The sequence below is a fragment of the Pseudomonas arcuscaelestis genome (genome assembly GCF_016881005.1).
Taxonomy (GTDB): Bacteria; Pseudomonadota; Gammaproteobacteria; order Pseudomonadales; family Pseudomonadaceae; genus Aquipseudomonas; species Aquipseudomonas arcuscaelestis.
On the sequence record NZ_JACOPV010000003.1, the window covers coordinates 48,207 to 72,548 of the forward strand.

At 58.7% G+C, this 24,342-nt stretch carries 25 protein-coding genes; 16 read left to right on the forward strand and 9 right to left on the reverse strand.

Features of this window, described 5'->3' with window-relative positions:
- The first annotated feature begins 37 nt into the window (after positions 1 to 37).
- From H8F21_RS04615 to ahpF, 9 genes are all read left to right on the forward strand, one after another.
- Positions 38 to 688: a c-type cytochrome gene (locus H8F21_RS04615; protein ID WP_203480057.1), complete on the forward strand. Its 651-nt coding sequence runs from the start codon at positions 38 to 40 to the stop codon at positions 686 to 688.
- The gene (locus H8F21_RS04620; protein WP_203480056.1) at positions 685 to 1,596 is read left to right on the forward strand and encodes a c-type cytochrome; all 912 of its coding nucleotides are present in this window, start codon (positions 685 to 687) and stop codon (positions 1,594 to 1,596) included. The genes H8F21_RS04615 and H8F21_RS04620 overlap by 4 nt, the downstream gene beginning before the upstream one ends.
- Positions 1,597 to 1,781: 185 nt before the next feature.
- Entirely contained in the window at positions 1,782 to 2,621 is an 840-nt protein-coding gene (gene galU, locus H8F21_RS04625) for a UTP--glucose-1-phosphate uridylyltransferase GalU (RefSeq protein ID WP_136476857.1), read from the forward strand.
- 95 nt (positions 2,622 to 2,716) lie between these two features.
- Complete coding sequence (gene gorA, locus H8F21_RS04630; protein WP_203480055.1) at positions 2,717 to 4,075, forward strand: glutathione-disulfide reductase; 1,359 nt, start codon at positions 2,717 to 2,719, stop codon at positions 4,073 to 4,075.
- A 273-nt stretch (positions 4,076 to 4,348) separates the two neighbouring features.
- Complete coding sequence (locus tag H8F21_RS04635) at positions 4,349 to 4,795, forward strand: fimbrial protein (RefSeq protein WP_236042901.1); 447 nt, start codon at positions 4,349 to 4,351, stop codon at positions 4,793 to 4,795.
- Between the two features lie 63 nt (positions 4,796 to 4,858).
- Positions 4,859 to 5,599, forward strand: coding sequence for a fimbrial biogenesis chaperone (locus H8F21_RS04640; protein WP_203480053.1), 741 nt, complete (start codon positions 4,859 to 4,861; stop codon positions 5,597 to 5,599).
- Positions 5,600 to 5,619: 20 nt separating this feature from the next.
- Positions 5,620 to 8,148, forward strand: a complete 2,529-nt coding sequence (locus H8F21_RS04645; protein WP_203480052.1) for a fimbria/pilus outer membrane usher protein — start codon at positions 5,620 to 5,622, stop codon at positions 8,146 to 8,148.
- 145 nt (positions 8,149 to 8,293) lie between these two features.
- Positions 8,294 to 8,857, forward strand: a complete 564-nt coding sequence (ahpC, locus tag H8F21_RS04650; RefSeq protein ID WP_203480051.1) for an alkyl hydroperoxide reductase subunit C — start codon at positions 8,294 to 8,296, stop codon at positions 8,855 to 8,857.
- Positions 8,858 to 8,978: 121 nt separating this feature from the next.
- On the forward strand, positions 8,979 to 10,547 hold the full coding sequence (gene ahpF, locus H8F21_RS04655) for an alkyl hydroperoxide reductase subunit F (protein WP_203480050.1): 1,569 nt from the start codon (positions 8,979 to 8,981) through the stop codon (positions 10,545 to 10,547).
- A gap of 69 nt (positions 10,548 to 10,616) precedes the next feature.
- On the opposite strand, the gene H8F21_RS04660 is transcribed toward ahpF, so the two are convergent.
- From H8F21_RS04660 to H8F21_RS04680, 5 genes are all read right to left on the reverse strand, one after another.
- The gene (locus H8F21_RS04660) at positions 10,617 to 11,459 is read right to left on the reverse strand and encodes a helix-turn-helix transcriptional regulator (protein ID WP_203480049.1); all 843 of its coding nucleotides are present in this window, start codon (positions 11,457 to 11,459) and stop codon (positions 10,617 to 10,619) included.
- Complete coding sequence (locus H8F21_RS04665; RefSeq protein ID WP_203480048.1) at positions 11,456 to 11,779, reverse strand: AzlD domain-containing protein; 324 nt, start codon at positions 11,777 to 11,779, stop codon at positions 11,456 to 11,458. Before H8F21_RS04665 ends, H8F21_RS04660 begins: the two co-directional genes overlap by 4 nt.
- Complete coding sequence (locus tag H8F21_RS04670; RefSeq protein ID WP_203480047.1) at positions 11,776 to 12,474, reverse strand: AzlC family ABC transporter permease; 699 nt, start codon at positions 12,472 to 12,474, stop codon at positions 11,776 to 11,778. The genes H8F21_RS04665 and H8F21_RS04670 overlap by 4 nt, the downstream gene beginning before the upstream one ends.
- Before the next feature lie 103 nt (positions 12,475 to 12,577).
- Positions 12,578 to 13,345, reverse strand: a complete 768-nt coding sequence (locus H8F21_RS04675; protein WP_236042902.1) for a sel1 repeat family protein — start codon at positions 13,343 to 13,345, stop codon at positions 12,578 to 12,580.
- Between the two features lie 90 nt (positions 13,346 to 13,435).
- Positions 13,436 to 14,056, reverse strand: coding sequence for a LysE family translocator (locus tag H8F21_RS04680; RefSeq protein WP_203480046.1), 621 nt, complete (start codon positions 14,054 to 14,056; stop codon positions 13,436 to 13,438).
- A 111-nt stretch (positions 14,057 to 14,167) separates the two neighbouring features.
- On the opposite strand from H8F21_RS04680, the gene H8F21_RS04685 reads away from it, so the two are divergent.
- Genes H8F21_RS04685 through H8F21_RS04690 form a run of 3 tightly spaced genes read left to right on the forward strand, consistent with a single transcriptional unit; the run spans position 14,168 to position 17,679 of the window.
- Positions 14,168 to 15,088: a LysR substrate-binding domain-containing protein gene (locus H8F21_RS04685; RefSeq protein WP_203480045.1), complete on the forward strand. Its 921-nt coding sequence runs from the start codon at positions 14,168 to 14,170 to the stop codon at positions 15,086 to 15,088.
- 57 nt (positions 15,089 to 15,145) lie between these two features.
- Positions 15,146 to 15,277, forward strand: coding sequence for a hypothetical protein (locus H8F21_RS29750; RefSeq protein WP_268963044.1), 132 nt, complete (start codon positions 15,146 to 15,148; stop codon positions 15,275 to 15,277).
- Between the two features lie 41 nt (positions 15,278 to 15,318).
- Positions 15,319 to 17,679: a DNA polymerase II gene (locus H8F21_RS04690; RefSeq protein WP_203480044.1), complete on the forward strand. Its 2,361-nt coding sequence runs from the start codon at positions 15,319 to 15,321 to the stop codon at positions 17,677 to 17,679.
- A gap of 8 nt (positions 17,680 to 17,687) precedes the next feature.
- On the opposite strand, the gene H8F21_RS04695 is transcribed toward H8F21_RS04690, so the two are convergent.
- Entirely contained in the window at positions 17,688 to 18,188 is a 501-nt protein-coding gene (locus H8F21_RS04695; RefSeq protein ID WP_203480043.1) for an anthrone oxygenase family protein, read from the reverse strand.
- Between the two features lie 221 nt (positions 18,189 to 18,409).
- On the opposite strand from H8F21_RS04695, the gene H8F21_RS04700 reads away from it, so the two are divergent.
- Positions 18,410 to 18,976 carry a DUF4174 domain-containing protein gene (locus H8F21_RS04700; protein WP_203480042.1) on the forward strand — a complete coding sequence of 189 codons (567 nt, stop codon included), beginning with the start codon at positions 18,410 to 18,412 and terminating at the stop codon, positions 18,974 to 18,976.
- Between the two features lie 38 nt (positions 18,977 to 19,014).
- Here the strand turns inward: H8F21_RS04700 and H8F21_RS04705 are convergent, their stop codons facing one another.
- Positions 19,015 to 19,446, reverse strand: coding sequence for a hypothetical protein (locus tag H8F21_RS04705; RefSeq protein WP_203480041.1), 432 nt, complete (start codon positions 19,444 to 19,446; stop codon positions 19,015 to 19,017).
- A gap of 155 nt (positions 19,447 to 19,601) precedes the next feature.
- Here H8F21_RS04705 and H8F21_RS04710 point away from each other — a divergent pair, with 155 nt between their 5' ends.
- Entirely contained in the window at positions 19,602 to 19,889 is a 288-nt protein-coding gene (locus tag H8F21_RS04710; protein ID WP_203480040.1) for a hypothetical protein, read from the forward strand.
- Between the two features lie 116 nt (positions 19,890 to 20,005).
- Positions 20,006 to 20,254, forward strand: coding sequence for a hypothetical protein (locus H8F21_RS04715; protein ID WP_203480039.1), 249 nt, complete (start codon positions 20,006 to 20,008; stop codon positions 20,252 to 20,254).
- 1 nt (position 20,255) lies between these two features.
- On the opposite strand, the gene H8F21_RS04720 is transcribed toward H8F21_RS04715, so the two are convergent.
- Together H8F21_RS04720 and H8F21_RS04725 are read right to left on the reverse strand one after the other, a co-directional pair.
- A complete protein-coding gene (locus tag H8F21_RS04720; RefSeq protein ID WP_203480038.1) occupies positions 20,256 to 21,506 on the reverse strand; it encodes a 2-aminoadipate transaminase in 1,251 nt (416 codons plus the stop codon).
- Between the two features lie 80 nt (positions 21,507 to 21,586).
- The gene (locus H8F21_RS04725; RefSeq protein ID WP_203584085.1) at positions 21,587 to 22,504 is read right to left on the reverse strand and encodes a LysR substrate-binding domain-containing protein; all 918 of its coding nucleotides are present in this window, start codon (positions 22,502 to 22,504) and stop codon (positions 21,587 to 21,589) included.
- A gap of 346 nt (positions 22,505 to 22,850) precedes the next feature.
- Here H8F21_RS04725 and H8F21_RS04730 point away from each other — a divergent pair, with 346 nt between their 5' ends.
- On the forward strand, positions 22,851 to 24,263 hold the full coding sequence (locus tag H8F21_RS04730) for an amino acid permease (protein WP_203480036.1): 1,413 nt from the start codon (positions 22,851 to 22,853) through the stop codon (positions 24,261 to 24,263).
- Positions 24,264 to 24,342 lie beyond the last annotated feature (79 nt).

Sequence of the window (24,342 nt, forward strand, 5' to 3'; positions counted from 1 at the left end):
ATAAGCCTAAGCTTATAACAAAAAAATGGAGTCTGTGATGATCCCACTGGATCGAATCCTGATGAGTGGCCTGCTGTTGTTTTCCGTGACCGCAGCCCAGGCCGCCGACGGCCAAAAAATCTTCAGTCAAGGTGGGCAGAACCCCGCCGCCATGGCCTGCCTGGGATGTCATGGGGTAGATGGCAAGGGCATGGCGGCCGCTGGTTTCCCACGATTGGCCGGTTTGCCAGCCGCCTACCTGAGCAAACAGCTGCATGATTTTCGCGATGGCAGTCGCAAGAACCCGATCATGGAGCCTCTGGCCAAAGCCCTCAGCGATGAGGAAATCCAGGCGGTGACTACGACCTTGGCGGCCATGCCCAGCGATGTTGTGGCAGGTCCGGGCAGGCAGCAGATGGCGATCAATGCCACGCAGAAGCTTGCCCTTTATGGCGATTGGAACCGCAAGATTCCAGGCTGCGTGCAATGTCACGGGCCAGGTGGCGTCGGCGTGGGCGAGCATTTCCCGCCCTTGGCGCAGCAGCCTGCTGCCTATCTGGTCGCGCAACTCAATGCCTGGCGTGATGGCAGTCGCAGTAATGACCCGAACCAACTGATGGTTGGCGTAGCCAAGGCCATGAGCGAAGAAGAGGTGAAGGCGGTAGCCGAGTATTTTGCCAATCCGGCCAGCCAGGAGGTGAAACCATGAAGCCATTGATGTTTTGCGCCCTGGCGCTGGCAGTGGGCAGCGCTCACGCCGCACCGATTGCCATGGACGACCAGTCGCAGATCAAGGTGCCTGCGGCGAGTGCTGCCCCAGGCTTTACCCCGCCTGCCGAAAGCGAGCTGCCGGACAACGCGTTTGGCAAGATGGTCCGCCAGGGTCATGCCCTGTTCGTCGATACCAAGCGGCTGCTGCCGGACAAAGTCGGCAACGGCCTCAACTGCAGCAACTGTCACCTCGATCAAGGCCGCCTAGGTAATTCGGCGCCGCTCTGGGGCGCGTACCCGATGTACCCGGCTTATCGCAAGAAAAACGACAAGGTCAACACCTTTGCCGAACGCATTCAGGGCTGCTTTCAGTTCAGCATGAACGGCACGCCGCCTGCGGCTGACAGCGCGGAAATGACAGCGTTGTCGGTGTATGCCTACTGGTTGGCGAGCAAAGCGCCGATTGCGGTGGAAACCCCGGGGCGCGGCTACCCGGAGGTGGCGCAGCCGGCGCAGGGATATGACTTCAAGCGCGGGGAGCAGGTCTATCAGCAGCAGTGTGCTATTTGTCACGGTGCTGACGGCCAGGGGCAAAAAGTTGCTGCGGACTATGTGATGCCACCCCTTTGGGGAAAAGATTCCTACAATTGGGGCGCAGGCATGCATAGGATCAATACTGCGGCCTCGTTTATCAAGTACAACATGCCCCTGGGCAAGCCCGGCAGCCTGAGTGACCAGCAAGCCTGGGACGTTGCAGCCTATATCAACCGCCACGAACGCCCTCAGGATCCACGTCTGGTGGACGGTTCGATCGAGAAAACCCGCGTCAAGTATCACGCCAACGACGGGGTCAATCTCTACGGGCAAACGGTTGAAGGGGTGCTGATCGGAAAGGGCGTCCTTTAGGAAAACTCGCTATCGCAGGCTTAATACGGCCTGCGAGCAGCGCAATATTTACCTTCGATGAGAACTATCTACACTAGGATTTCTCTATCATGGCATCGGCCAGCGGTGGCAGGGCATTGTAAGGTGACTGCCGCCTGATTAGACTGCGCCGAATTTCGTACGCAAAGCCCCTGTTAAGGACGTATATGATCAAGAAATGCTTGTTCCCGGCAGCCGGTTACGGCACTCGCTTCCTGCCTGCTACCAAAGCCATGCCCAAGGAAATGCTGCCGGTGGTAAACAAGCCACTGATCCAGTACGGCGTTGAAGAAGCGCTGGAAGCGGGTCTGACCGAGATCTCCATCGTTACAGGTCGTGGCAAGCGGGCACTGGAAGACCACTTCGACATCAGCTACGAGCTGGAAAACCAGATTAAAGGCACCGACAAGGAAAAATACCTGGTCGGCATCCGTCGTCTGCTCGATGAATGCTCGTTCTCCTACACCCGTCAGACCGAAATGAAAGGCCTGGGCCACGCAATTCTGACCGGTCGCCCTCTGATCGGCGACGAGCCCTTTGCCGTCGTGCTGGCGGACGACCTGTGCGTCAACCTTGAAGGTGATGGCGTGCTGCAACAGATGGTCAAGCTGTACAACCAGTTCCGTTGCTCGATTGTCGCCATTCAGGAAGTTGATCCTCAAGAGACCAACAAGTACGGTGTGATCTCCGGCGAAATGATCCGTGACGACATTTACCGGGTGAACAGCATGGTCGAGAAACCTGCGCCGGAAGATGCGCCATCGAACCTGGCAATCATCGGTCGCTACATCCTGACCCCGGACATCTTCAAGCTGATCGAAGAAACCGAGCCAGGCAAAGGCGGTGAGATCCAGATCACCGACGCCTTGATGAAGCAGGCGCAGAACGGTTGCGTCATTGCCTACAAATTCAAAGGCAAGCGTTTTGACTGCGGCGGCGCCGAAGGCTACATCGATGCCACCAACTTCTGCTTCGAGAATTTCTACAAGACCGGTAAGGCCTACTAAATAGCTTCAAGCGGCAAGCTACAAGCTGCAAGTGGATCGCATACGGCTTTTTCTTGTGGCTGGTAGCTTGAAACTTGCAACTTGAGAGCGTCGATATGTCCTACGATTTTGATCTGTTTGTGATTGGTGCCGGGTCCGGTGGTGTGCGTGCTGCGCGTTTCGCCGCCGGTTTCGGTAAAAAGGTGGCGGTTGCCGAAAGCCGTTACCTGGGCGGTACCTGTGTCAACGTCGGCTGTGTGCCGAAAAAACTGCTGGTCTACGGTGCGCACTTTTCCGATGACTTCGAGCAGGCCGCAGGTTTTGGCTGGTCACTTGAGGATGCTCAGTTCGACTGGGGCCAGTTGATCGCCAACAAAAACCGTGAAATCGAACGACTTAACGGTATCTACCGCAACTTGTTGGTCAACAGTGGCGTTACCTTGCTCGAAGGTCATGCCAAGCTTGCCGATGCCCACACAGTGGAAGTCGACGGCCAGCGCTACACCGCCGAACACATCCTCGTTGCTACCGGCGGCTGGCCACAGATTCCGGATATCCCGGGCAAAGAGCTGGCGATCAGTTCCAACGAAGCCTTCTTCCTCAAAGAGTTGCCCAAGCGTGTTCTGGTAGTTGGCGGTGGCTATATCGCTGTGGAATTTGCCGGAATCTTTCAAGGGTTGGGCGCGAAAACCACGCTGCTTTATCGTGGTGACATGTTCTTGCGCGGCTTCGATGGCGCTGTGCGCACGCACCTTAAAGAAGAGCTGGAAAAGCGCGGCATGGACCTGCAATTCAACAGCGATATCCAACGCATCGAGCGCCAGGATGACGGTAGCCTCAAGGCCACACTCAAAGACGGTAGCGAGCGCGTTGCAGACTGCGTGTTCTACGCCACGGGTCGACGTCCGATGCTCGACAATCTGGGCCTGGAAAACACCGGTGTGGAGCTGGATTCTCGTGGTTTCATACGCGTGGATGATTTGTACCAGACAACCGAACCGTCGATTCTGGCCATTGGTGATGTAATTGGTCGGGTGCAACTGACGCCCGTGGCGCTGGCCGAAGGCATGGCTGTGGTCCGACGTTTGTTCAAGCCCGAGCAGTACCGCCCGGTGGACTACCAAAACATACCGACCGCCGTGTTCAGCCAGCCGCCTATCGGTACCGTCGGCTTGACTGAAGAGCAGGCGCTGGAGCAAGGGCACAACGTGCAGGTTTTCGAGAGCCGCTTCCGGCCGATGAAGCTGACCTTGACCGATATTCAGGAAAAGACCCTGATGAAACTGGTGGTCGATGCCGACACCGACCGTGTATTGGGATGCCATATGGTCGGTCCGGAGGCCGGCGAGATCATTCAGGGCCTGGGCATTGCGCTCAAGGCGGGGGCAACCAAGCAGCAGTTCGACGAAACCATCGGGGTGCATCCGACGGCTGCCGAAGAGTTCGTGACACTGCGTACACCCGTATCGCGTTAAGTCGAGACTGCGTGTTTACGTGCGAAGTGAACGTGCTGTTTCCTACTTTTAGCGTAACGAAAGCGGTTGGCTCGGTTGACCGCAGCTGACATTCGCCGATAGGGACATTCCAGATACTGGCCGGGCGCTGCAATCGAGCGTCCAGTCAGGTGAGGCCTGATTGTCCCAATCATTTCTCAAGTGAATGTCACTATGAAACCTTCAAAAAAATCCCTTCTCGCCGTGAGCTGCTGCCTTCTCTTTGGGGCTGGGCTGGCGCAAGCCAATGGTCAGATGAGTTTCAGCGGTAGCGTTCTGGCCGGCACCTGTCTGGTCAATGGCGGGAGCAGTGATGTCGCCGTGACCTTGCCGCCTGTGGCTGCCAGTCTGCTGATCAATCCTGGTCAGGTTGCCGGCGAAACGCCGTTCAACTTGAGGCTGACCAACTGCTCTCCTGGCCTGAATCGCGTCTCTACCTATTTTGAACCCGGTCCAACCATCAGCCCGCAAGGGCGGTTGATTGTTGATGCCAGTGGCAGCACCAATGTCGAGGTTCAATTGCGCAATGGCAATAAAGCAGTGATGGATCTGGCAGGCGCCCAAGGCAACCAGAACTCCCAGGTCGTCGATATTGTCAGCGGCCGGGCGGTGCTCAACTATTACGCTGAGTACTACTCCTTGGGGGGCACGACTCCAGGACCGGTAAACACTCGCGTGCAATACACCCTGGTGTACCCGTAATTGCGCCGAGGCAGCCCTCAATCGGGCTGCCTTCTTCTGCTTTGGTTGCTTCAGGAAACCCATATGAAAGGATTTTGCCTGCCAATGTGGCGCGGGTGGCTGCTGGCTGCCTGCATGTTCAGCGGGGCGGTCAATGCAAACGTGGTGATTGCCACCACGCGGGTGATTTATCCGGCCGATGCTGGGGAGGTTACCGTCAGCCTCAGCAACAAAGGCCAGCATCCCTCGTTAGTGCAAGCGTGGGTCGATGACGGACAAGCAGATGTGCCGGTGGAGCAACTGAACGTGCCATTCAGTCTGACGCCAGGGTTGTTCCGGCTCGATCCCGGCAAGGGGCAGACGCTACGGCTGTTCCAGAGCGAACATGAATTTGCTTCTGACCGCGAGAGCCTTTACTGGCTTAACGTGTTGGACATACCTCCCAAGGGCCAGGGTAACGCGTTGCAACTGGCCGTGCGTTCTCGTATCAAGCTGCTCTATCGCCCCCAAGGGCTTGAAGGTAATGCTCAACTAGCGGCGCAATCGGTGAGCTGGCGTTTGCTGCAAGGCGCTGAGGGGTGGATGCTCGAAGCCCATAACCCTAGCCACTTCTACGTCAACCTCAGTGAGTTGTCGGTGCATGTCGACGGTCGCCAGTACCCGGCAATCAGCAGCCATATCGCGCCGTTGTCGGTCCAGCTGTTCGCGGTGAAAGACCTGCAGCGCGTCCAGGCTGCGATTGCTGTGGTGCACTTCGCCAGCGTCAACGACTACGGCACGGTGCTGCCCGCCCGCACGCCAGCCGAAGTGGTGCCCAGGTACTGAGTGCACTGGGGCCAATAACCATGAACAGATATTGCACCGGTCGCCAATGGCGACGGGCTCAGGCGCTATGTTGCCTGGGCATGTGGCTGGCGGTCAGTGCGGCGCAGGCGCTGGCACTCGAATTCGATCCCCGCTTCCTGCAAGGCGAGGGTGGCCCGGCCGCCGATGTGAGCCGATTCCAGCTGGCCGACGCCATACCCGAGGGTGAGCAACTGCTGGATGTTGTGATCAATGAGGACTGGAGCGGGCGCTGGCCGGTTTTATTGCGTCGGCAGGGCGACGATAACCAAGCCCACCCTTGTTACAGTGCAACCTTGCTTGATGCATTGGCAATCGATCAATCCCGGCTGGCAGCCTCTGCGCAAGCGCAACTGCGTGAAAACGACAATTGCGTACCCTTGTCTGCGCTGGGGCTGCAGGCCAGCGAGCAACTGGACCACTCCGCGTTACGACTAAATCTGCAGATCGCCCAGCAGGCATTGTTGTCCGATGCGCGTGACTATTTGCCTGCCCAGCAGTGGAGCAGCGGGACGCAAGCAGCATTCGTCGATTACCGCCTGAACCTGTTCAGCCAGCAGAGCAGGGCAGATAGTCAGCATTGGAACCAGTCCTTTCTGGGTCTGCGCAGCGGCGCCAATACCGGCGCCTGGTATTGGCGCCATGAAGGTAACCTGCAGGCGGGCGAAGGTGTCGAGCAGCGCTACCAACCGGTTGCCACCTATGTGCGACGTGATGTGCCGATGTGGAAGGCGCAGTTGACACTGGGTGAGGCTTTCAGCCGAGGTGAAGTCTTCGACAGCATCGGCTATCTGGGACTCGGAGTGGGTAGCGACGAACGCATGCTACCTGCTTCGCGGCGTGGCTTCGCACCGACGGTCAGTGGCATTGCCTACAGTACGGCGCTGCTGACCATACGTCAGCGAGGCGTTGTGGTGCATGAGTCGACAGTTCAGCCTGGGCCGTTCGAAATCAGCGATCTGTATTCCAATGGCTACAGTGATGATCTGCAAGTCACAATCAGAGAAGCCGATGGCAACCAGCGCATCTATACCGTGCCTTATCAGGCTGCGCCGCTGGCCCTTCGCCCAGGAGCCAGTCGTTTTGACTTCAGCCTCGGGCGTTGGCGTGATGGCCTTGGCAACGTCGGGCCCGAGCATTTGCAAGGCAGTTGGCAGCAGGGCTTGAGCAATTACATAAGTCTCCATGGTGGTGTGCTGGGTGCCGATGGCTACCATTCGGCTGCCATGGGGCTGACACTCAACAGTCAGGTAGGCGCAGTTGCACTGACCGTTCTGGGTTCACGTGCAGAGCCGACCGGGCTGGGAGCCTCCAGTGGCGAAGCACTACGCCTCCATTGGCGACACGTAATCGCGACGTCGATGACCGATCTGACCGTCAGTCTGAGCGGCAATCGCCCGGGCTATTACGGTTTCAATGACTTCGCCCGCGGGCAGGGTGATATTGCGGGCAATTTGACCAATCAACAGGTAGGCGTGCGCGCAAGTGTTGCTGTCAACCAGGGTTTGGGTGATCAACGTGGTCGTTTAAGTCTGCAGGCCGCGCGTATGCGCTATTCGCGGCAAGCAGGTAGTGGTCTGAGTTATTCAGTGGGCTATTTCAATCGTTACGGTTCACTAGGTTATGGCATAACCGCCTCCCGAGAGCAGTCTGCCTCGACCGGGCATTTCAATCAGTTTGGCTTGGCGCTAAGCATGCCGCTTGGTCGACAAAGGCGAAGCTCGTTGAGCAGCAGTTGGAACGGTGTTGGTAAGGGGCAGAGCAGCAGTATCACGCGTTTGACAACAACAGCGGGTGAGCATAGCGAGTGGAGTTATGGCCTAGGTCTGTCCACCGCACATCACCAGCAACGCAACACTGCGGGTGTGGATGCAAGCCTGCGATACAGCGGCGCAGCCTCCGAAATGAGTGGTTCGTTGCTTCAGCACAGCAACTATCGGCAGGTTTCCGTGGGTGTTCGCGGCGCAGTCGTCGCTCATGCCGGTGGGTTGACAGGTGCGCAGTCGTTAGGCGAAAGCTTTGCCATCGTGCATGCCCCCGGAGCGGAGCACGCACGGCTCAAGCAAGCGCCGCAGGTGCGCCTCGATCGTTACGGATACGGCGTGCTGCCACAGTTGTCGCCCTACAGCCTCAATACCGTAGAACTTGACCCCAAGGGCACTTCGCAGGATGTAGAGTTGCAGGTCAGCAGTCAGCAGGTTGTGCCGCGGGCTGGCGCTGCTCCCTTGCTTTACTACCCCACGCGTAGCGGGCGCAGTGCGTTGATCGATGCACGGCTGGCCGATGGCAGTGTGTTGCCATTCGGTGCCAGCGTTATCAATGAGGCGGGGGATGAACTGGGTATGGTCGGGCAGGGTAGCCGCCTGCATGTGCGCGGAATCGAGACGCAGGGTAGCCTGCAAGTGCGTTGGGGGCAGGGTAAACAGCAACGCTGCTGGGTGAGTTATCAACTGCCTGCGCTTCAAGCCAAGGGCAATGGTCCCGCCGTACTGGTCGCGATCTGTGAGCCAGGCGGCCGAGTCTCGCCCTGATGTTGTAAGACGCCTTTCAGCTATAGAGGTGGGCGCTTATAGCCAAAACCAATCAACAACATGAGGTTTACCAATGAGCATTGAGTGAGTGTATTGGCTACGATTCTCCCATCAGTTTTTTCAACCCCCTGAAGGAGAGTCACTTATGCCTATCATCAACAGCCAGGTAAAACCGTTCAAAGCCACTGCTTACCACCAGGGCAAGTTCGTCGAAGTGTCTGAAGCCGACCTCAAGGGTAAATGGTCCGTTGTGTTCTTCTACCCGGCCGACTTCACTTTCGTCTGCCCGACCGAGCTGGGCGACCTGGCCGATAACTACGCCGAATTCAAAGACCTGGGCGTGGAAATCTACGGTGTGTCCACCGACACCCACTTCACCCACAAAGCCTGGCATGACACGTCGGAAACCATCGGCAAGATCCAGTATCCGCTGATCGGTGACCCTACCCACGTCATCTCGCGCAACTTCGACGTGCTGATCGAAGAAGCCGGTATCGCTGACCGTGGCACCTTCGTGATCAACCCGCAAGGTCAGATCAAAATCGTTGAACTCAACGATGGCGGTGTAGGCCGTGATGCCAGCGAACTGCTGCGCAAGATCAAGGCTGCCCAGTACGTCGCTGCCCACCCAGGCGAAGTCTGCCCGGCCAAGTGGAAAGAAGGCGAAGCTACCCTGGCGCCATCGCTGGACCTGGTCGGCAAGATCTAAGACCGTGATCCAGCCGAGGGCGGTGAGCCACCGCACCTGACGTTGTCACCGCCCCGCAAAACGCCCGGGCGCTTTCGCCCGGGCGTTTTTATTTCTACCGTTTGAAAAAGGAATCGCCCGTATGTTGGACGCCACGCTTAAAACTCAGTTGAAAACCTACCTGGAACGGGTCACTCAGCCGATCGAGATCGTTGCTTCCCTCGATGACGGCGCGAAGTCCCGCGAAATGCGCGACTTGCTGGTTGAAATTGCCAGCCTGTCCACTCTGATTACCTTGCGTGAGGACGGCAGCGACGCCCGTCGCCCATCGTTTTCGCTCAATCGCCCAGGGGCTGCAAAAGACATCAGTCTGCGTTTTGCCGGCATCCCCATGGGACACGAATTCACCTCGTTGGTATTGGCGCTGTTGCAGGTTGGCGGCCATCCGTCCAAAGCCAGCGCCGAGTTGATCGAACAGATCGGCAGCCTTGAAGGTGAGTTCAACTTCGAAACCTACTTCTCGCTGTCGTGCCAGAACTGTCCGGACGTTGTCCAGGCGCTGAACCTGATGGCGGTGCTCAATCCCAATGTGCGTCATGTCGCCATTGACGGTGCGTTGTTCCAGGAAGAAGTCGATTCGCGCAACGTCATGGCGGTACCGAGTGTGTACCTCAATGGTGAAGTATTCGGCCAGGGGCGCATGGGCCTGGAAGAGATCGTCGCCAAGTTGGACACCCGTACGGGTGAGCGCCAGGCCGAGAAAATCAACGCCAAGGACGCTTTTGATGTGCTGGTAGTAGGCGGTGGTCCAGCCGGTGCTGCCGCGGCCATCTACGCTGCGCGCAAAGGTATCCGTACCGGTGTTGCCGCCGAGCGCTTCGGTGGTCAGGTACTCGACACCATGGCGATCGAAAACTTCATCTCGGTTCAGGAAACCGAAGGCCCGAAACTGGCCATGGCCCTGGAAGAACACGTCAAACAGTACGACGTCGATATCATGAACCTGCAGCGTGGCGAAGCGCTGATTCCAGGCACCGACGGCGGCCTGCACGAAGTACGCCTGGCCAGTGGCGCCTCGCTCAAGGCCAAGACGGTGATCCTGGCTACCGGGGCGCGCTGGCGTGAAATGAACGTGCCGGGCGAGAAAGAGTACCGCAGCCGCGGCGTTGCCTACTGCCCTCACTGCGATGGCCCGCTGTTCAAGGGCAAGCGCGTGGCGGTGATCGGTGGCGGCAACTCGGGTGTCGAGGCGGCAATCGACCTCGCCGGTATCGTGGCGCAGGTCACCCTGATCGAGTTCGACAGCCAGTTGCGTGCCGATGCTGTTTTGCAACGCAAGCTGCACAGTTTGCCGAACGTGAAAGTCATTACCAGTGCGCTCACTACCGAAGTGCTGGGTGATGGCGAGAAGGTCAACGGCCTGCGCTACAAGGATCGCAACAGTGACGAGCTGCATGACATTGCACTGGAAGGGATCTTTGTCCAGATCGGCCTGCTGCCCAACACCGATTGGCTCAAAGGCACTGTCGAGCTGACGCCGCGTGGCGAGATCATCGTCGACGCCCGTGGCCAGACCAACCTGCCGGGGGTGTTTGCGGCAGGCGATGTGACCACCGTGCCTTACAAGCAGATCGTAATTGCCGTGGGTGAGGGTGCCAAGGCGTCGCTGGCGGCTTTCGATCACTTGATCCGGACGTCTGCGCCGGCCTGATGGAAATCACGCGGGGCGAGCGTGTGCCTACCTAACCGGTAGGCGCGGGCTTGCCCCGCGATGGGCTTTTCAAGCCAGACGCTCGCCCACGCACGCACGCCGGTATTCTCCAGGCGTCACCCCATAGGCCTGCTTGAACTGTCGGTTCAAGTGGCTCTGATCGGAAAACCCCAAGGCAAACGCGACATTGAACGGCAGGCAGTCGTTTTTCAGCAATTCTCGCGCCCGGCTCAGGCGTCGCTGCTTGAGCCAGGCATGCGGCGGCAGGCCGGTGGCCTGGCGAAAAACGCGAGCGAAATGGAAGGGCGAAAGGTTCACCGACTGAGCCAGTTCTTGCAGTGAAGGCGGGTAGGCCAGGCGACTGTCCATCAACTCCTTGGCCTGGGCCACGGCGCAGGGTTCATTGCCAGGCTGTCGGACACTGGCCACTCGGGCGTGGCGTTGCACCAGCAGCAACACTGCCTCGCGCCAGGCAGTCTGTTGCTCCAGGGCACTGGCGCCGTGTTCCGCCGAGCGGTGCAGCCAGCTGAAAGCCTTGGCCAGTTGCGGATCATGCAGCACGCTGGCTTCGAAGCTGGGCAAACCATCACGCTTGAGTTCCAGTTCGTCCAGCACGCCGGTAATGCGCTCAGTTTCCGGGTAGAAACCACGGTAGCGCCAGCCCTGTTCGTGGGCCTTTGCCCCTGTGTGCAGCTCATCGGGATTGATCAGCACCATGCTGCCTACTGGCGCCAAATGCTCGCTACCACGATGCCAGAAACGCTGTGCTCCCGACTCGATGATGGTGATCACATAGCCTTCATGCACATGCGGAGCAAAGCGCTGCTGGAAATATCGTGCGTGCAGCAGTTCGATATCGCCAAGTGCCGGCGCTTGCCAGAAGCGGGTCTGTTCCTGCGGCGCAAGGTTCATGGGCTACCGTTCAACCACCAGCGAAAAACAAAGAAAAAGGCCATGCTCACCAGCATGCTGATCAAGGTGCTGCGGGTCCACAGTACCAGTACTACTGCGACCACTGAGCCCAGCAGGTACGGATTGCTCAGGCTCAGGTTCAGCTCATGGCCGGGCAGGAAGATGATCGGACCGCAAATCGCCGTCAGCATGCCCGGTACGGCAAAGCCGAGAAACTGCCGTGCGTTGGAACTCAGGCGCAGGGGCAAGCGCGGTTCGAGAAAGGCATAGCGATTGAGAAACACCAGCAGGCCCATGCCGATAATCAACGCAAAAATCATGCGCGTGCTCCACTGAACTTCTGGCAGATGAAGCCCGCGCTCATGCCCAGCAGGCCGGCCGCCACCAGTCCGGTTTCCCAGTGCCAGAAACTGAACAGTACCGAACTGAACAAGGACACAGCGACGCAGACCACGGTTGCCAGGTTGCGTACCAATGGCGCGATCAGGGCGACAAACGTCGCGACGATAGAGAAGTCCAGGCCCAGTTGATCGAGGTGCGGAATGTTCTGGCCGAGAATGATGCCGGCCAAGGTGAACAGGTTCCAGGCAATGTAGAACGTCAGGCCCACACCCAGGGCATACCAGCGATTGAACTGCTGCTGGTCGTACTGGCTGGTCAGGGCAAAGAATTCATCGGTAAGCAGAAATCCCAGGCCTAGCCGCCAGCGTGTCGGCAGTCCTGACAGCACCGGACGCATCGACAGGCCATACAGCAAGTGCTGAGAGGTCAGCAACAGGGTAGTCAGCAGGATCGAGAACAGGTTGGCACCACCTTTGATCATGCCGATCGCCACCAACTGCGCGGCGCCGGCAAACACAATGGCCGAAAGCCCCTGGCCTTCCCACGGAGTGAGATCAGCTTCGATTGCCATGGATCCCGCCAGCAAACCCCAAGGGGCGACGGCCAGAGACAACGGCACAATGGCAAGGGCACCCTGGATAAAGGCTTGGCGGGCAAAAGGCGGATTGGACATGGGCGTCTGCGACAACTGAACAAGGTTGCACAGCATGCCAGAGCCGCGCGCGGGTGACTTGTACGATCTTGCTATGGCGCCGGCTGGGTTGCGCAAGCACGCATCAATGCTTGCTGCTGAGCAACCGCTGCTGGACTGCGAAGCAGCCGTTGAGATCTACCGCCTTGCGCCAGTAAAACTGCCGTTGGGAAGGGTTGCTATTGCCTTGCAGGCGGTAGATTTCAGCCTGGTAGTCGCGTTGGCGACCCCACTGCATGGCCAGCCCCTGGGGCTGGGTGCGGTTACACAGCAAACGCTCTGCCGGTTGCGGATAGTAAGAGGCGTAGCGATTGGCGACGGCGCTGACGTTTTCCAGGTCGCGGTCAAAGGCGGCGCTCTGGTTGTAGGTCGGGCACCAGGACTCGATGCCCAGCGCTGCCGGTGCAAAGCCTTGGGCAACACTGGTTTCAAGCAACGGGCAGGCGGCGTCGGGGATCTGGTCGGCGGGCAGGTAGGTCATGTAGTACAGCGCCAGACGGTAGCGGGCTACCGGATGGTCGAGTTCCACGGCTTTTTTCAATAGGCTTACTGCAGGGGCCAAGGTGCGGCCCATGTTCTGGCCCTGTTGCGCCAGATCCTGGTTGGTGGTGCTGGTTTTCAGGCTGAAGCTGGTGTTCTGGCTCTCGGCTTGTTCCAGCAGGGTCAGGGCTTGGCGATACAACAGATCGGCGTGCGGGTCGATCTGCAGGCCCTCTGCCTGAACGCCGGCGGGTGCCAATACGATGAGCACGGCAGCAAATAGCGAGGCGCCCGGCAGGGCAAAGCGCTTGCGAGGCGGTGTCTGACGGCTGTGCATCAACGAACGAGGAACGCGGTGATCTACAGGGTTCAATCCAACTGTCCGTAGTGGGGCTCGAAGGGGCCTGGGGCAAAAGTGAGTATTTTAACCATTTCAGGACCCTTGTCCAAAGCAGCAGAATATTTAGCGCCAAAGTGAGCACAGATTGTAAAACAGCCCCGTCACGGCGATCACTAGTAGCACGCCACCGCTGGTCAGACTGACCAGGCGTTGCTGCCGCGGGGTAGCCAGCGTGCTGGTCAACAGGATGTAGAGCCCTAATATGGCCATATCCAACACTATCCAGACCAGTGAAAGTAGTAACAGGCTGTTACCTGTGTGGCTGGTGATATGAATGAATTGCGGAAACAGGGCCACAAAAAACAGGATGTCCTTGGGGTTTGACAAGCCCGTGGCGAAGCCGCGCCAAAGGCCGCCCTGGGCACGGGGCGGAGCAGGTGCGTCGTCGCCCTGTTGCCCAAGGGCCTGACGCAGGCTGGCAATGGCCAGATAGCCGATGAATAGGCAGCCTGCCAGGCTCAAGGCCGCGAGTAGGTGGGGTGCGATGGTTGCGCTGGTAAGGATCAAAGAGGCTGCCAGGGCGATCAGTACCAATGAGGCGCCATTGGTTCCCAGGGCCGTCATCAGCGCCTGACGGCGGCCAGCATTGGCGGCAGTGTTGACGACAAGCGCCACCACCGGACCAGGCGTGGCGATCAGTAGAAGTACGGACAGTGCATAGGTCAGGAGCAGGGCGGTGTTCATTGCTGCGCTCGGTAGCTGGAATCGAGTTGGCATTGTCGACAGCGCCGAGCGTCTTGAAAAACGCGTGTTATTGTGGCTTTGTATTAGTTTTACTAATGCTTGAGGTCGGCCGTGTCCGAACGAATTCCAGCCTTGCAGGCGCTGCGGGCTTTCGAGGTGGCGGCGCGACATGGCTCCTTTACGCGGGCAGCTCATGAGCTGGCGTTGACCCAAGGGGCTGTCAGCCATCACATCAAGACCCTCGAAAGCATGTTCGACTGCGCATTGTTTGAACGCCGCGGACCGAAACTGTCGTTGACCGAGCCCGGCCGTCTGCTGGCCCAAGAGCTGAAAGTCGGTTTCAAAATTATCGAGAACGCCTGCGGCCTGCTCAAGCAGGACCGCAACGGTATTCGTTTGAAAGCACCTTCCACCCTGACCGTGCGCTGGTTGCTCAAGGCGCTGGAGCAGTATCGCCAGCAGGAGCACCACAGTCGTGTGCAGCTCTCGAGTGTGTGGATGGATATTGATAACGTCGACTTCTACAGCGAGCCTTTCGAGGCCGCCATCCTTCTGGCTGACGGGCGCTTTTGCGCCGATGTCGACAGTCTCAAGTTGTTTGACGAATGGCTGGTGCCGGTATGCAGCCCTGAGCACCCGGCGATGGCGGCTGAAGACCTGGGTGGACTGAATTTCATCGACCTTTTGCACCCTTCGGCAGATCGCCGCGACTGGCGCCGCTGGCTGACCAGAATGGGCGCTGCGCAAGTGACAATCGACCGTGGCCAGTTATTCGATACCCTCGATCAAGGTATTAGCGCCGCGCAACAAGGCGCCGGCGTTGCCGTGGTCGATTTGCTGCTGGCTCAGGGCGAGCTCGACAGCGGCCGGCTGGTCATGCCATTTCCCCAGGCGGTGGCCACTGCCGAGAGCTATTATCTGACCTGGCCGCGAACGAGTCCGCAGGCGCGGCACGTACGAGCGTTGGGCGAATTTTTGCTGGCGCTGGTGCCGCAACTACCGCTACACGGTGTTGATTATTTGTATGACTAATGATGGTGCGCGACGTCGTGCCGATGCTCGGCAAATACCCGTTCAGCCATGAAGTCGATGAACACGCGCAAGCATGACGGCATTGCGCGCTTTATGACCGGTGTGCTGGTGTTGATCGGTCTGGCCTTGTTGATTGCCGGGGGTGCGCATCGTCACGGCTTTGCACCGGGCGCGCGAGCAGTCGGCTAGGGTAGAATCGCCCTACAGACAGTTGTTCAGAGGTTGCAGCGGTGGAGTTACAGCAGGGCTTTGTCCTGACCCGGCATTGGCGTGATACCCCGGCAGGCACCTGCGTCGAATTCTGGTTGGCCACCGATCAAGGTCCGCGACGCTTGAGCATACCGCTGCAGACCTCTGTCGCCTTTATTCCCGAGGTTCATCGTCAACAGGTCCAGGCATTACTGCGTGGTGAGCGTGGCGTCGAATTGCGGCCACTGGCGCTGCGGGACTTCGAACAACGGCCGGTGCTTGGTTTGTACTGCCACCAGCATCGCCAATTAATGCAATTGGAAAAGCGCTTGCGTGCGGCCGGGGTGCAGATCTACGAGGCCGACATAAAGCCGCCTGAACGCTATCTGATGGAGCGCTTCATTACCGCTGGGGTCAGCTTCAGCGGCATCCCGGACGAGCGGGGGGGGTTCCAGAATGCGCATCTGAAACCGGCCCCTGACTATCGGCCGACGCTAAAACTGGTGTCGCTGGACATCGAAACCACCGAGCGCGGCGAGCTTTATTCCATCGCCCTGGAAGGCTGCGGCCAGCGCCAGGTGTATATGCTCGGTCCCGAGAATGGTGACGCCCAAGGCATCGATTTCGACCTTGAGTATTGCGACAGTCGCGCGCAATTGCTTGAACGTTTGAATCGCTGGATGGCGGTGCACGATCCCGACGCGATCATTGGCTGGAACCTGGTGCAATTCGACTTGCGCGTCCTGCAGGCCCACGCTGAACAGCTCAAGGTTCCCCTAAGCCTTGGGCGGGGCGGTGAGGCAATGGAGTGGCGCGCACATGGCAGCCGTGCGCACTTTTTTGCCGGCGCCAGTGGGCGGTTGATCATCGATGGTATCGAAGCGCTGCGCTCGGCCACCTGGAGCTTCCCCTCCTTCAGTCTGGAAAATGTCGCGCAAACCCTGCTCGGCGAGGGCAAGGCCATCGATACCCCATACCAACGAATGGATGAGATCAACCGCATGTTCGCCGAGGACAAGCCGGCACTTGCACGCTACAACCTCAAGGATTGCGAGTTGGTCACGCGAATTTTCGCCAAGACTCAGCTGCTGACCTTCCTGCTTGAACGGGCCACGGTAACCGGCTTGCCGGTCGATCGCAGTGGCGGCTCGGTGGCGGCGTTCTGTCATCTCTACATTCCCTTGATGCACCGCCAGGGCTTTGTCGCGCCGAACCAGGGCGAGCGCCCGGACGAAGCCAGTCCTGGCGGCTTTGTCATGGACTCCCGACCCGGTCTGTACGAGTCGGTGTTGGTGCTCGATTACAAAAGCCTGTACCCCTCGATTATCCGCACGTTTCTTATCGATCCACTGGGATTGGTCGAGGGCCTGCGTGAGCCGGGTGATGACACCTCGGTACCCGGCTTTCGCGGGGCGCGGTTTTCTCGAACGCGCCATTGTTTGCCGGCTATTGTCGAGCGGGTCTGGCAGGGCCGCGAGAGCGCCAAGCGCGAGCACAACGCGCCGTTGTCCCAGGCCTTGAAGATCATCATGAACGCGTTCTACGGTGTGCTAGGTTCCAGTGGCTGCCGCTTCTTCGATCCGCGTCTGGCTTCGTCGATCACCCTGCGCGGGCACGAAATCATGCGTCGCACTCGCGAGTTGATCGAGGCTCAGGGTTACACGGTGATCTATGGCGATACCGACTCCACCTTCGTCTGGCTCAAGGGTGCTCACAACGAGGCCGACGCCGATGTCATTGGCCGTCGCTTGGTGGCGCAGGTCAATCAGTGGTGGTGCGAGCATTTGCGCGATGCCTATCAGCTCGACAGCGCCTTGGAACTGCAATATGAGACGCACTACAAGCGCTTTTTGATGCCGACCATCCGTGGGACTGAAGAGGGCAGTAAGAAGCGCTATGCAGGGTTGGTCCAGCGTGGGGACGGGCTTGAAGAGATGATTTTCAAGGGCCTGGAAAGTGTGCGTACCGACTGGTCGCCACTGGCTCGCCAGTTTCAGCAAGTGCTCTACGAGCGCATTTTTCGCAGGCAACCTTACCAGGCCTACATACGCGAGTACGTGCGCCAAACCCTCGCAGGTGAACTGGACGAATTGCTGATCTATCGCAAGCGCTTGCGTCGGCCGCTGGCGGACTACCAGCGCAATGTGCCGCCTCATGTGCGGGCGGCGCGCATGGCCGATGAATTCAACCAGCGTCAGGGGCGGCCACGGCAGTACCAGAACGGCGGCTGGATCAGCTACGTAATGACTGTTGCTGGGCCCGAACCCCTGGAAACCCGGAACAGTGCCATCGATTACGATCACTACCTGACCCGGCAACTGCAACCGGTGGCGGATGCCATCCTGCCATTTGTTCAGGACGACTTCACGGCCCTGATCGATCGGCAGATGGGCTTGTTCTAGCGCAGCTGTTACTCGCCCCGAATCAACCCCAGCGCCAACATCAGCCAAGCTGCCGCTGCCAGGGCAGTTGCCGTGCGAACGTGGTTCCAGCGATTCCAACTCGGCACATAGCGATGCCATGCTGCTGCAGCTTCGCTACTGGCGGGGTCGAGACGGGCGAGGGTCTGGTTTTTCGGCACGTTGAACAGCAGCGTCACTAGCACATTGCCCGCCAGGTATAGCGCGCTGCCAATCGCCATGCACAGGCTGCCCGGTAACGGCCAGCGCTGATAGGCCCAGACCAGCAGCGCGATACTGGTAAGCGCGGTGCCGAAGAACAAGGCCAGGAACAACCGGTTGATCACCACCTGGTTGATCGACTGCATCGCCGCCACCGCGCTCTGCTCGGGGATGCGCTCCAGTGCTTTCATGACAAAGTTGGAAAAGGCGAAGAACAGCCCACCCATCAGGCCACAGCCGAGGGCGGTGGCAAGGATCAGCAACAACAGCAAGGTATCAACGACGCTCATGGTCCAGTCCTTCGGCGGTGGCAGGGGCAAGCGTGGCGGACAGCCATCAGCTATCCTCAGTCTCAGATGTCAGCCTGTTCTGGACATGCCCAAGGATTTACATGGAAACCGCAAGTTACCTTTGAGCTGTCCACGGATTTCGTCCTGTAGTTTAGGCTCGCACCTCAGATCTTTCGACGCGATCTGTAGTCTTTGATGCATGGAACTTGAAGGAGATGCGCATGCTCGTACGGTCACTGACCCTCGCCACCTTGATGGCCATTGCTGGAACGGTCTTCGCCGCCAACAGTGATCCCAGTCCTTTGGAACAGGATCTGAACAAGGCCCGTCCACTGATAGTCATTGCACCCAGTACCGCAGACCCTACCCTTCGCGGTCTGAACGAAGCCCTGAACGACCCGGCTACCAAGGCGGCATTCCAGGAGCGCAACCTGGTGCTGTACAGCATTGCCGGAATGATAGGCAAACGCGAAGACAAGTTCCTCGATCAGCAGGCAACCATGGCGCTGATACGTGAGTTCAAGTTCAGCGCTGCCGACACGGTGATTACGCAAGTGGTGCTGGTAGGCAAAGATGGCGAAAAACATCGAATCGAGCACACCGGCACCCTGGAGCCAAAGGCAATCTTTGATGCAGTCGATGCCCTGCCTGCCGAAGAAAAAGCCATCGTTGCCCCGACAGTGGCGGAGCAGAAACAGGCCGCTTCTGCAACCAACAAGGACGGAAAGCCCGCCAAGCCAAGCAAACCGGCCAAGCCCTTACCGCCGCCAAAGCCACTTGAGGATTGAGCTCCCTCAACTACAACCGGTAAGTGCAGGGTTGCCCCTCAGTCGCCGGTCTGAACCTGCAGCATCAGCTTTCCATCGATGTCCCGAATCAGGCCGCTGGCCAGCAGCAGGGGCAGCAGGCGCTTGTGCAATTGCGCTTCGACAAAGGCGCGCAAGGTGTCCAGGTCGAGCTCGCCCGGCACTACCAAGTCGGCTTTGGTGTACGACAGCCAGGCTTTTTTGAGCACCATCAGCACATCACTGCCCGAGGTGGTGGCGAAGCGTCGATGCAACCTTTGCCCGGCCAGCTCGAAGGTGTGGGCGTGTTCGTACCCGGTTTCGTCGCCAGCGCCAGCCTGGCAGCGGCTGCAGCGGCATGGGCCGTCGCCGAAGGCCTTGTGCAGGTAGGTATTGAAGTCTACGACGGGTTTGAGGCTCAGGCGCTTGTCGACTTCGAAAAGATCCGAGGTCAGGTGTTGTTCAGCAGTCAATGTGTTTTCCCTGATTAGTCTAGGCGGGGGCGCACAATACCAGTCTTTGGAGGTGCCGGATGTCGACGCGAAGGGGATTTTTCTGTGAGAGTCCTTTACCCTAGGCGCCCGCGCGCGTCAGCAGACGCCGATCTATCCGCCGTTGGAGTTCAAGCATGTACAAGCACACAGCCACCGTGACCGTTAGCGCCGAGCAGCGCGATGATGTCGAGGCGGTCGAGAACCCGGGGATCAAGATCGGCCTGGAAGCTGTCACCGAAACCCTGAAGAAGGTCCACTTCACCGGCGCCCTGGCAGCCCCCGACAGCCCGACGCATATCTGTGTAACCCTGGACAACGGCCTTACCTACTACGGCCCAATCGTCAATGGCCATGCGGAGCTGGAGTTCGGCTGGATCGCTTTTGAATGCGACATGCTCACCCCTGAAGAGTTGGGCCTGTAAGCATCGCATCAATGGCTGACGGGTAGCCCTTCATCCCCTCGGCGAACGGCAATCGTTGCGGGGGGTATCCTGTAGGTTGCAGGCAAAATCCGGTTGCTGTGCGGGGAGTGCATGAGATGAACGGCCACCCTGAAAACGACTCCCAGGATGAACTCGATATGATGGCTTCGGAGTACGAGCTTGGCTCGCTGGGAGCAGGTCCGCGCCCCGAAGTTGAACACCACTTGAGTCATGATGCCGAGTTACAGGCGGCGATCGACTCCTGGGAGCAGCGTTTGCTGGTGCCGGCAGAACCGCCCCGTGTTCAGTTATCCCGCCTTGGCGTATGGCCACGAATCAAGCGCTGGTGGCATCCTTCAGGCTGAATCAGTCAAGGTTCGCCAGGCAGCGTTCCAGAATATCCAGGCCTTCGTTCAATACCTCGGGTTCAATGGTCAGTGGCGCAAGCAGGCGAATGATGTGCCGTGCCTTGCCGCTTGGCATCAGCAGCAGCCCGGCATCCCGCGCTGTTGCAAGCAACTGGGTGAGTTGCGCCGAGGCCGGCGCGCCCTTGGCGTCGATCAGTTCGATCCCGCGCATCGCGCCGGTACCGGTCAGGCGACCCAGATAGGGCGAAAGCTGCTGGGCTTTCCAGCGTTGATAGCGACTCTCAATGGTGGTTTCCTGCAGCTCGCCCCAGTCGGCAAGGTTGCTGTCGGTCATCGTATCCAGGGTTGCCAGGGCGGCGGCGCATGCCATCGGGTTGCCTGAGTAGGTTCCGCCCAGGCCACCTTTGGGCAGGCAGTCGAGCAGCGCCTTGCGCCCGACCACGGCGCCCAGTGGCATGCCGCCGGCGATGCTCTTGGCCAGCAAAAGCAGGTCTGGCTCGATGCCCAGACGTGAAAAGGCGAAGCGCTGGCCGGTTCGGCCAAAGCCTGACTGGATCTCGTCGATGATGATCAAGATGCCGTGGGCATCGCAAAGCGTGCGCAATGCCTGGGCAAACGCGGGTTCCATGGCCAGGAAGCCAGCTTCGCCCTGGACCGGTTCGAAAATCACTGCAGCCACTTCATTGACATCGATTTCGACGCTGAACAGGCGTTGCAGTGCTTGCAGAGCCTGGTCGCTGCTGACGCCGGTGTCGACGCTGGGGAAGGGCAGGTGATAAACCGGCCCTGGCAGCACGCCAACCCGTTGTTTGTAAGGGGCGACCTTGCCGTTGAGGTTCAAAGTGGCCAGGGTGCGGCCATGAAAACCGCCATCGAAGGCGATGATCGCTGTTTTACCGGTGGCACCCCGGGCAATTTTCAGGGCGTTCTCCGCCGCTTCTGCACCACTGTTGGTGAGCATCCCGCTTACGGGGTAGGAGACCGGTACAAAGTCCGTTAGGCGCGCCATCAAGTCGATGTACGGCTGGTGCCCGGCAGCATTGAACGCATAGTGAGTGAGTCGTGTAGCTTGATCCTGGATGGCTGCGACAATGCCTGGGTTGCAATGGCCCAGGTTCAATACGCCTATACCTGCGACAAAATCAATATAACGTTTGCCGTTGCTGTCCCATACTTCCGCGTTTTTGCCGTGCGAGACGGTGATCGGGTGGACTACGGATATGGACTGGCTGATATATTCGTGACTCATGTGCGCGCGGGCTCCGGCAAGTTAAGTTGATATATAAGCGACGCCGCAGTGCTGAGCGCAAACGAATTAAACGATTGCGATTATTCCTGAAATTCTTGAAGTGTTACTTGTTGCCTTACCCGCTCGCGGATCCACTGCACAAACGCTCGCACCTTGGGGACTTCGGCTGCGTGTTCGGCGTGAGCAAGAAAGTAAGATCCTTCGCTTGGCTTGGCGTGTTGCCAGGCGAGCACCAATTTGCCTTCAGCCAGCTCCTCCGCCACCAGATAGTGCGGAATCAGGGCAATGCCGCAGCCTGCCTGGGCGGCACGAATACACATGGAAAAAGTGTCGAAGCGTGGGCCGTGGTAACTGTTTTCGCTGTGCAGACCCTGGTCGTGGAACCATTCGTGCCAGGCTTCCGGCCGCGAGGTGCATTGCAGCAAACGCTGTGCGGTAAGCGTGCCGGCACTGTCGAAAGCATGCAGGGCGAGCAGTTGAGGGGAGCATACGGGTACCACGTTTTCGTTGAACAACTCGATGCAGGTTGCCCCGGGCCAGGTGCCCTGACCGAAGAAAAAGGCGATGTCGGCCTTGGCCTGGACCAGGTCAAAGGGCTCCAGCGCATTGCGAACATCGAGATGGATTCGCGGGTGGCACTCTCCAAAACCTTTAAGGTTAGGGACCAGCCAGCGTTCGCCGAAGGTCGGTTGGGTGGCGATACGCAGCACTTCAGTCTCGCCGCCGTAGCTCAAGATGTAACGGCTGGACATATCCAGCTGGACCAGAATTGTGTTCACCTGCGCCAGGTACAGGGCACCGGCCGGCGTCAGGTGCAGGCGCCGGCGAATGCGCTGGAACAACGGGTGGCTGAGCATCTCCTCCAGTTGCGCAACTTGTTTGCTCACCGCGCTCTGGGTCAGGTGCAGCTCTTGCGCTGCGCGAGTGAAGCTCAGGTGCCGGGCGGCGGCTTCAAAGCACTGCAGCGCGGTGGTCGAGGGCATCAGGCGTTTGGACATGATTGAGTGTTCCGGCGAAAAAAGCGTGAGATCATTCCGTTAAGGAATTATGTTTTTCTAAAAGGTCGTTTGTGAGTGACGGTCCTATAGATTAATACTGACCCGCGTCAAGGATTTCAACTGAAATTAGCAGTAAGCGAAATAGCCTCGACGAGCAACTAACTGATCGCGTTTGCGTGTTTTTGAATTTATTGATAATTGCATGAGTTCTAGTGTTTGGATGAACTTTACTGCGGCGTGGGACGCGCCTCCGATAATAATAAGCGCCACTCTTCCAATAACAATTTCTGCTCTAACCCTGTCGCTGCCCTTGCTCGGCATCGACATACCCAGTTGAGGGTTGAACATGGCATCGCTACAACAAAAGAAACAGCGTTCGCTGCAGCACGGATTGACATCCCGTCAGGTGTCGATGATTTCCATAGCCGGCATTATCGGTGCCGGGCTGTTCATCGGTTCATCCACCGCCATCGCAACGGCGGGCCCCGCCATTCTCATCTCCTACGCCATGACCGGCCTGCTGGTGCTGCTGGTGATGCGCATGCTGGGTGAAATGGCCATTGCCAACCCCAACAGTGGCTCGTTCTCGACCTACGCAAGCCAAGCCATCGGTCCTTGGGCGGGCTTTACCATTGGTTGGCTGTACTGGTGGTTCTGGGTACTGATCATTCCGGTGGAAGCGATAGCCGGCGCCGACATCCTGCATGCCTATTTCCCCGGAGTGCCTTCCTGGTTGTTCGCCTTCCTGATCATGATCGTGCTGTCATGCACCAATCTGATTAGCGTGAAAAACTTTGGTGAGTTCGAATACTGGTTCGCGCTGATCAAAGTAATAGCCATTCTGGCGTTCATTGTCGTCTGCACCCTGGCGGTGTTCGGTGCCTGGCCGATGGCGCAACAAACCTCCGGAGTCAGCCAGCTATGGGCCAACGGCGGTTTCATGCCCAATGGTTTTGGTGCTGTGTTGGGAGGGGTGTTGATCACTATCTTCTCGTTCTTCGGCGCTGAGATCGTCACGATTGCCGCGGACGAAACCGAGAACCCCAAGGAAAAAATTCGCAAGGCCACAAACCTTGTGGTCTACCGTATCGCCATCTTCTATATCGTCTCGATCTTCTTCATCGTCTCGCTGGTGGCCTGGAACGATCCGCAGCTCAAGGCCGTGGGTTCCTTCCAGCGTGTACTAGAGGTGCTCAACGTGCCGGGGGCCAAAATGTTGGTCGACCTGGTGGTGCTGGTGGCCGTGACCAGTTGCATGAACTCGGGCCTCTATACGGCTTCGCGGATGCTGTATTCGCTCGGCGCTCGGGGTGAAGCACTGCCCATGACCAAGCGCATTTCTGGCAATGGCGTGCCCACCGTAGCAGTAATACTCTCGACCTTTGCCGGGTTTGCCGGTTGCTTGGTCAACTATGTATTCCCCGGTAAAGTCTTCGGTTTCTTGCTCTCGACCACAGGCGCGATTGCCCTGCTGGTGTACCTGGTTATCGCCGTATCGCAACTGCGCATGCGCGCCATCACTGACCGTGAAGGCACCGAGCTTGCGTTCAAGATGTGGCTGTTCCCATGGTTGACCTGGCTGGTGATCGGCCTGATCGTGACCGTGCTGGGCTACATGTTGATCAGCCCAGCCTACCGCTACGAAACCTTGATGACCGCGGGTGTGACCCTGGCGATCCTGTTGATATCCCTGAGCCGTCGCAAGGCCGTTGCCAATGACTTTTCAGATCGGTCGCTGACATCAGGTAGCCGCGTCTAGTCCGTACCTCTGCAATGCGCAAAAGCCCATGACCCGTTCATGGGCTTTTGCGTTGTGCAGCGGTACTATCAGCCACGCT

Excerpts from the sequence above, each read along its gene's own strand:
- H8F21_RS04615 (WP_203480057.1), top strand. The coding sequence starts at position 38 with ATGATCCCACTGGATCGAATCCTGATGAGTGGCCTGCTGTTGTTTTCC.
- H8F21_RS04620 (WP_203480056.1), top strand. The coding sequence starts at position 685 with ATGAAGCCATTGATGTTTTGCGCCCTGGCGCTGGCAGTGGGCAGCGCT.
- galU (WP_136476857.1), top strand. The coding sequence starts at position 1,782 with ATGATCAAGAAATGCTTGTTCCCGGCAGCCGGTTACGGCACTCGCTTC.
- gorA (WP_203480055.1), top strand. The coding sequence starts at position 2,717 with ATGTCCTACGATTTTGATCTGTTTGTGATTGGTGCCGGGTCCGGTGGT.
- H8F21_RS04635 (WP_236042901.1), top strand. The coding sequence starts at position 4,349 with ATGAGTTTCAGCGGTAGCGTTCTGGCCGGCACCTGTCTGGTCAATGGC.
- H8F21_RS04640 (WP_203480053.1), top strand. The coding sequence starts at position 4,859 with ATGAAAGGATTTTGCCTGCCAATGTGGCGCGGGTGGCTGCTGGCTGCC.
- H8F21_RS04645 (WP_203480052.1), top strand. The coding sequence starts at position 5,620 with ATGAACAGATATTGCACCGGTCGCCAATGGCGACGGGCTCAGGCGCTA.
- ahpC (WP_203480051.1), top strand. The coding sequence starts at position 8,294 with ATGCCTATCATCAACAGCCAGGTAAAACCGTTCAAAGCCACTGCTTAC.
- ahpF (WP_203480050.1), top strand. The coding sequence starts at position 8,979 with ATGTTGGACGCCACGCTTAAAACTCAGTTGAAAACCTACCTGGAACGG.
- H8F21_RS04660 (WP_203480049.1), bottom strand. The coding sequence starts at position 11,459 with ATGAACCTTGCGCCGCAGGAACAGACCCGCTTCTGGCAAGCGCCGGCA.
- H8F21_RS04665 (WP_203480048.1), bottom strand. The coding sequence starts at position 11,779 with ATGATTTTTGCGTTGATTATCGGCATGGGCCTGCTGGTGTTTCTCAAT.
- H8F21_RS04670 (WP_203480047.1), bottom strand. The coding sequence starts at position 12,474 with ATGTCCAATCCGCCTTTTGCCCGCCAAGCCTTTATCCAGGGTGCCCTT.
- H8F21_RS04680 (WP_203480046.1), bottom strand. The coding sequence starts at position 14,056 with ATGAACACCGCCCTGCTCCTGACCTATGCACTGTCCGTACTTCTACTG.
- H8F21_RS29750 (WP_268963044.1), top strand. The coding sequence starts at position 15,146 with ATGAACACGCGCAAGCATGACGGCATTGCGCGCTTTATGACCGGTGTG.
- H8F21_RS04695 (WP_203480043.1), bottom strand. The coding sequence starts at position 18,188 with ATGAGCGTCGTTGATACCTTGCTGTTGTTGCTGATCCTTGCCACCGCC.
- H8F21_RS04700 (WP_203480042.1), top strand. The coding sequence starts at position 18,410 with ATGCTCGTACGGTCACTGACCCTCGCCACCTTGATGGCCATTGCTGGA.
- H8F21_RS04710 (WP_203480040.1), top strand. The coding sequence starts at position 19,602 with ATGTACAAGCACACAGCCACCGTGACCGTTAGCGCCGAGCAGCGCGAT.
- H8F21_RS04715 (WP_203480039.1), top strand. The coding sequence starts at position 20,006 with ATGAACGGCCACCCTGAAAACGACTCCCAGGATGAACTCGATATGATG.
- H8F21_RS04720 (WP_203480038.1), bottom strand. The coding sequence starts at position 21,506 with ATGAGTCACGAATATATCAGCCAGTCCATATCCGTAGTCCACCCGATC.
- H8F21_RS04725 (WP_203584085.1), bottom strand. The coding sequence starts at position 22,504 with ATGTCCAAACGCCTGATGCCCTCGACCACCGCGCTGCAGTGCTTTGAA.
- H8F21_RS04730 (WP_203480036.1), top strand. The coding sequence starts at position 22,851 with ATGGCATCGCTACAACAAAAGAAACAGCGTTCGCTGCAGCACGGATTG.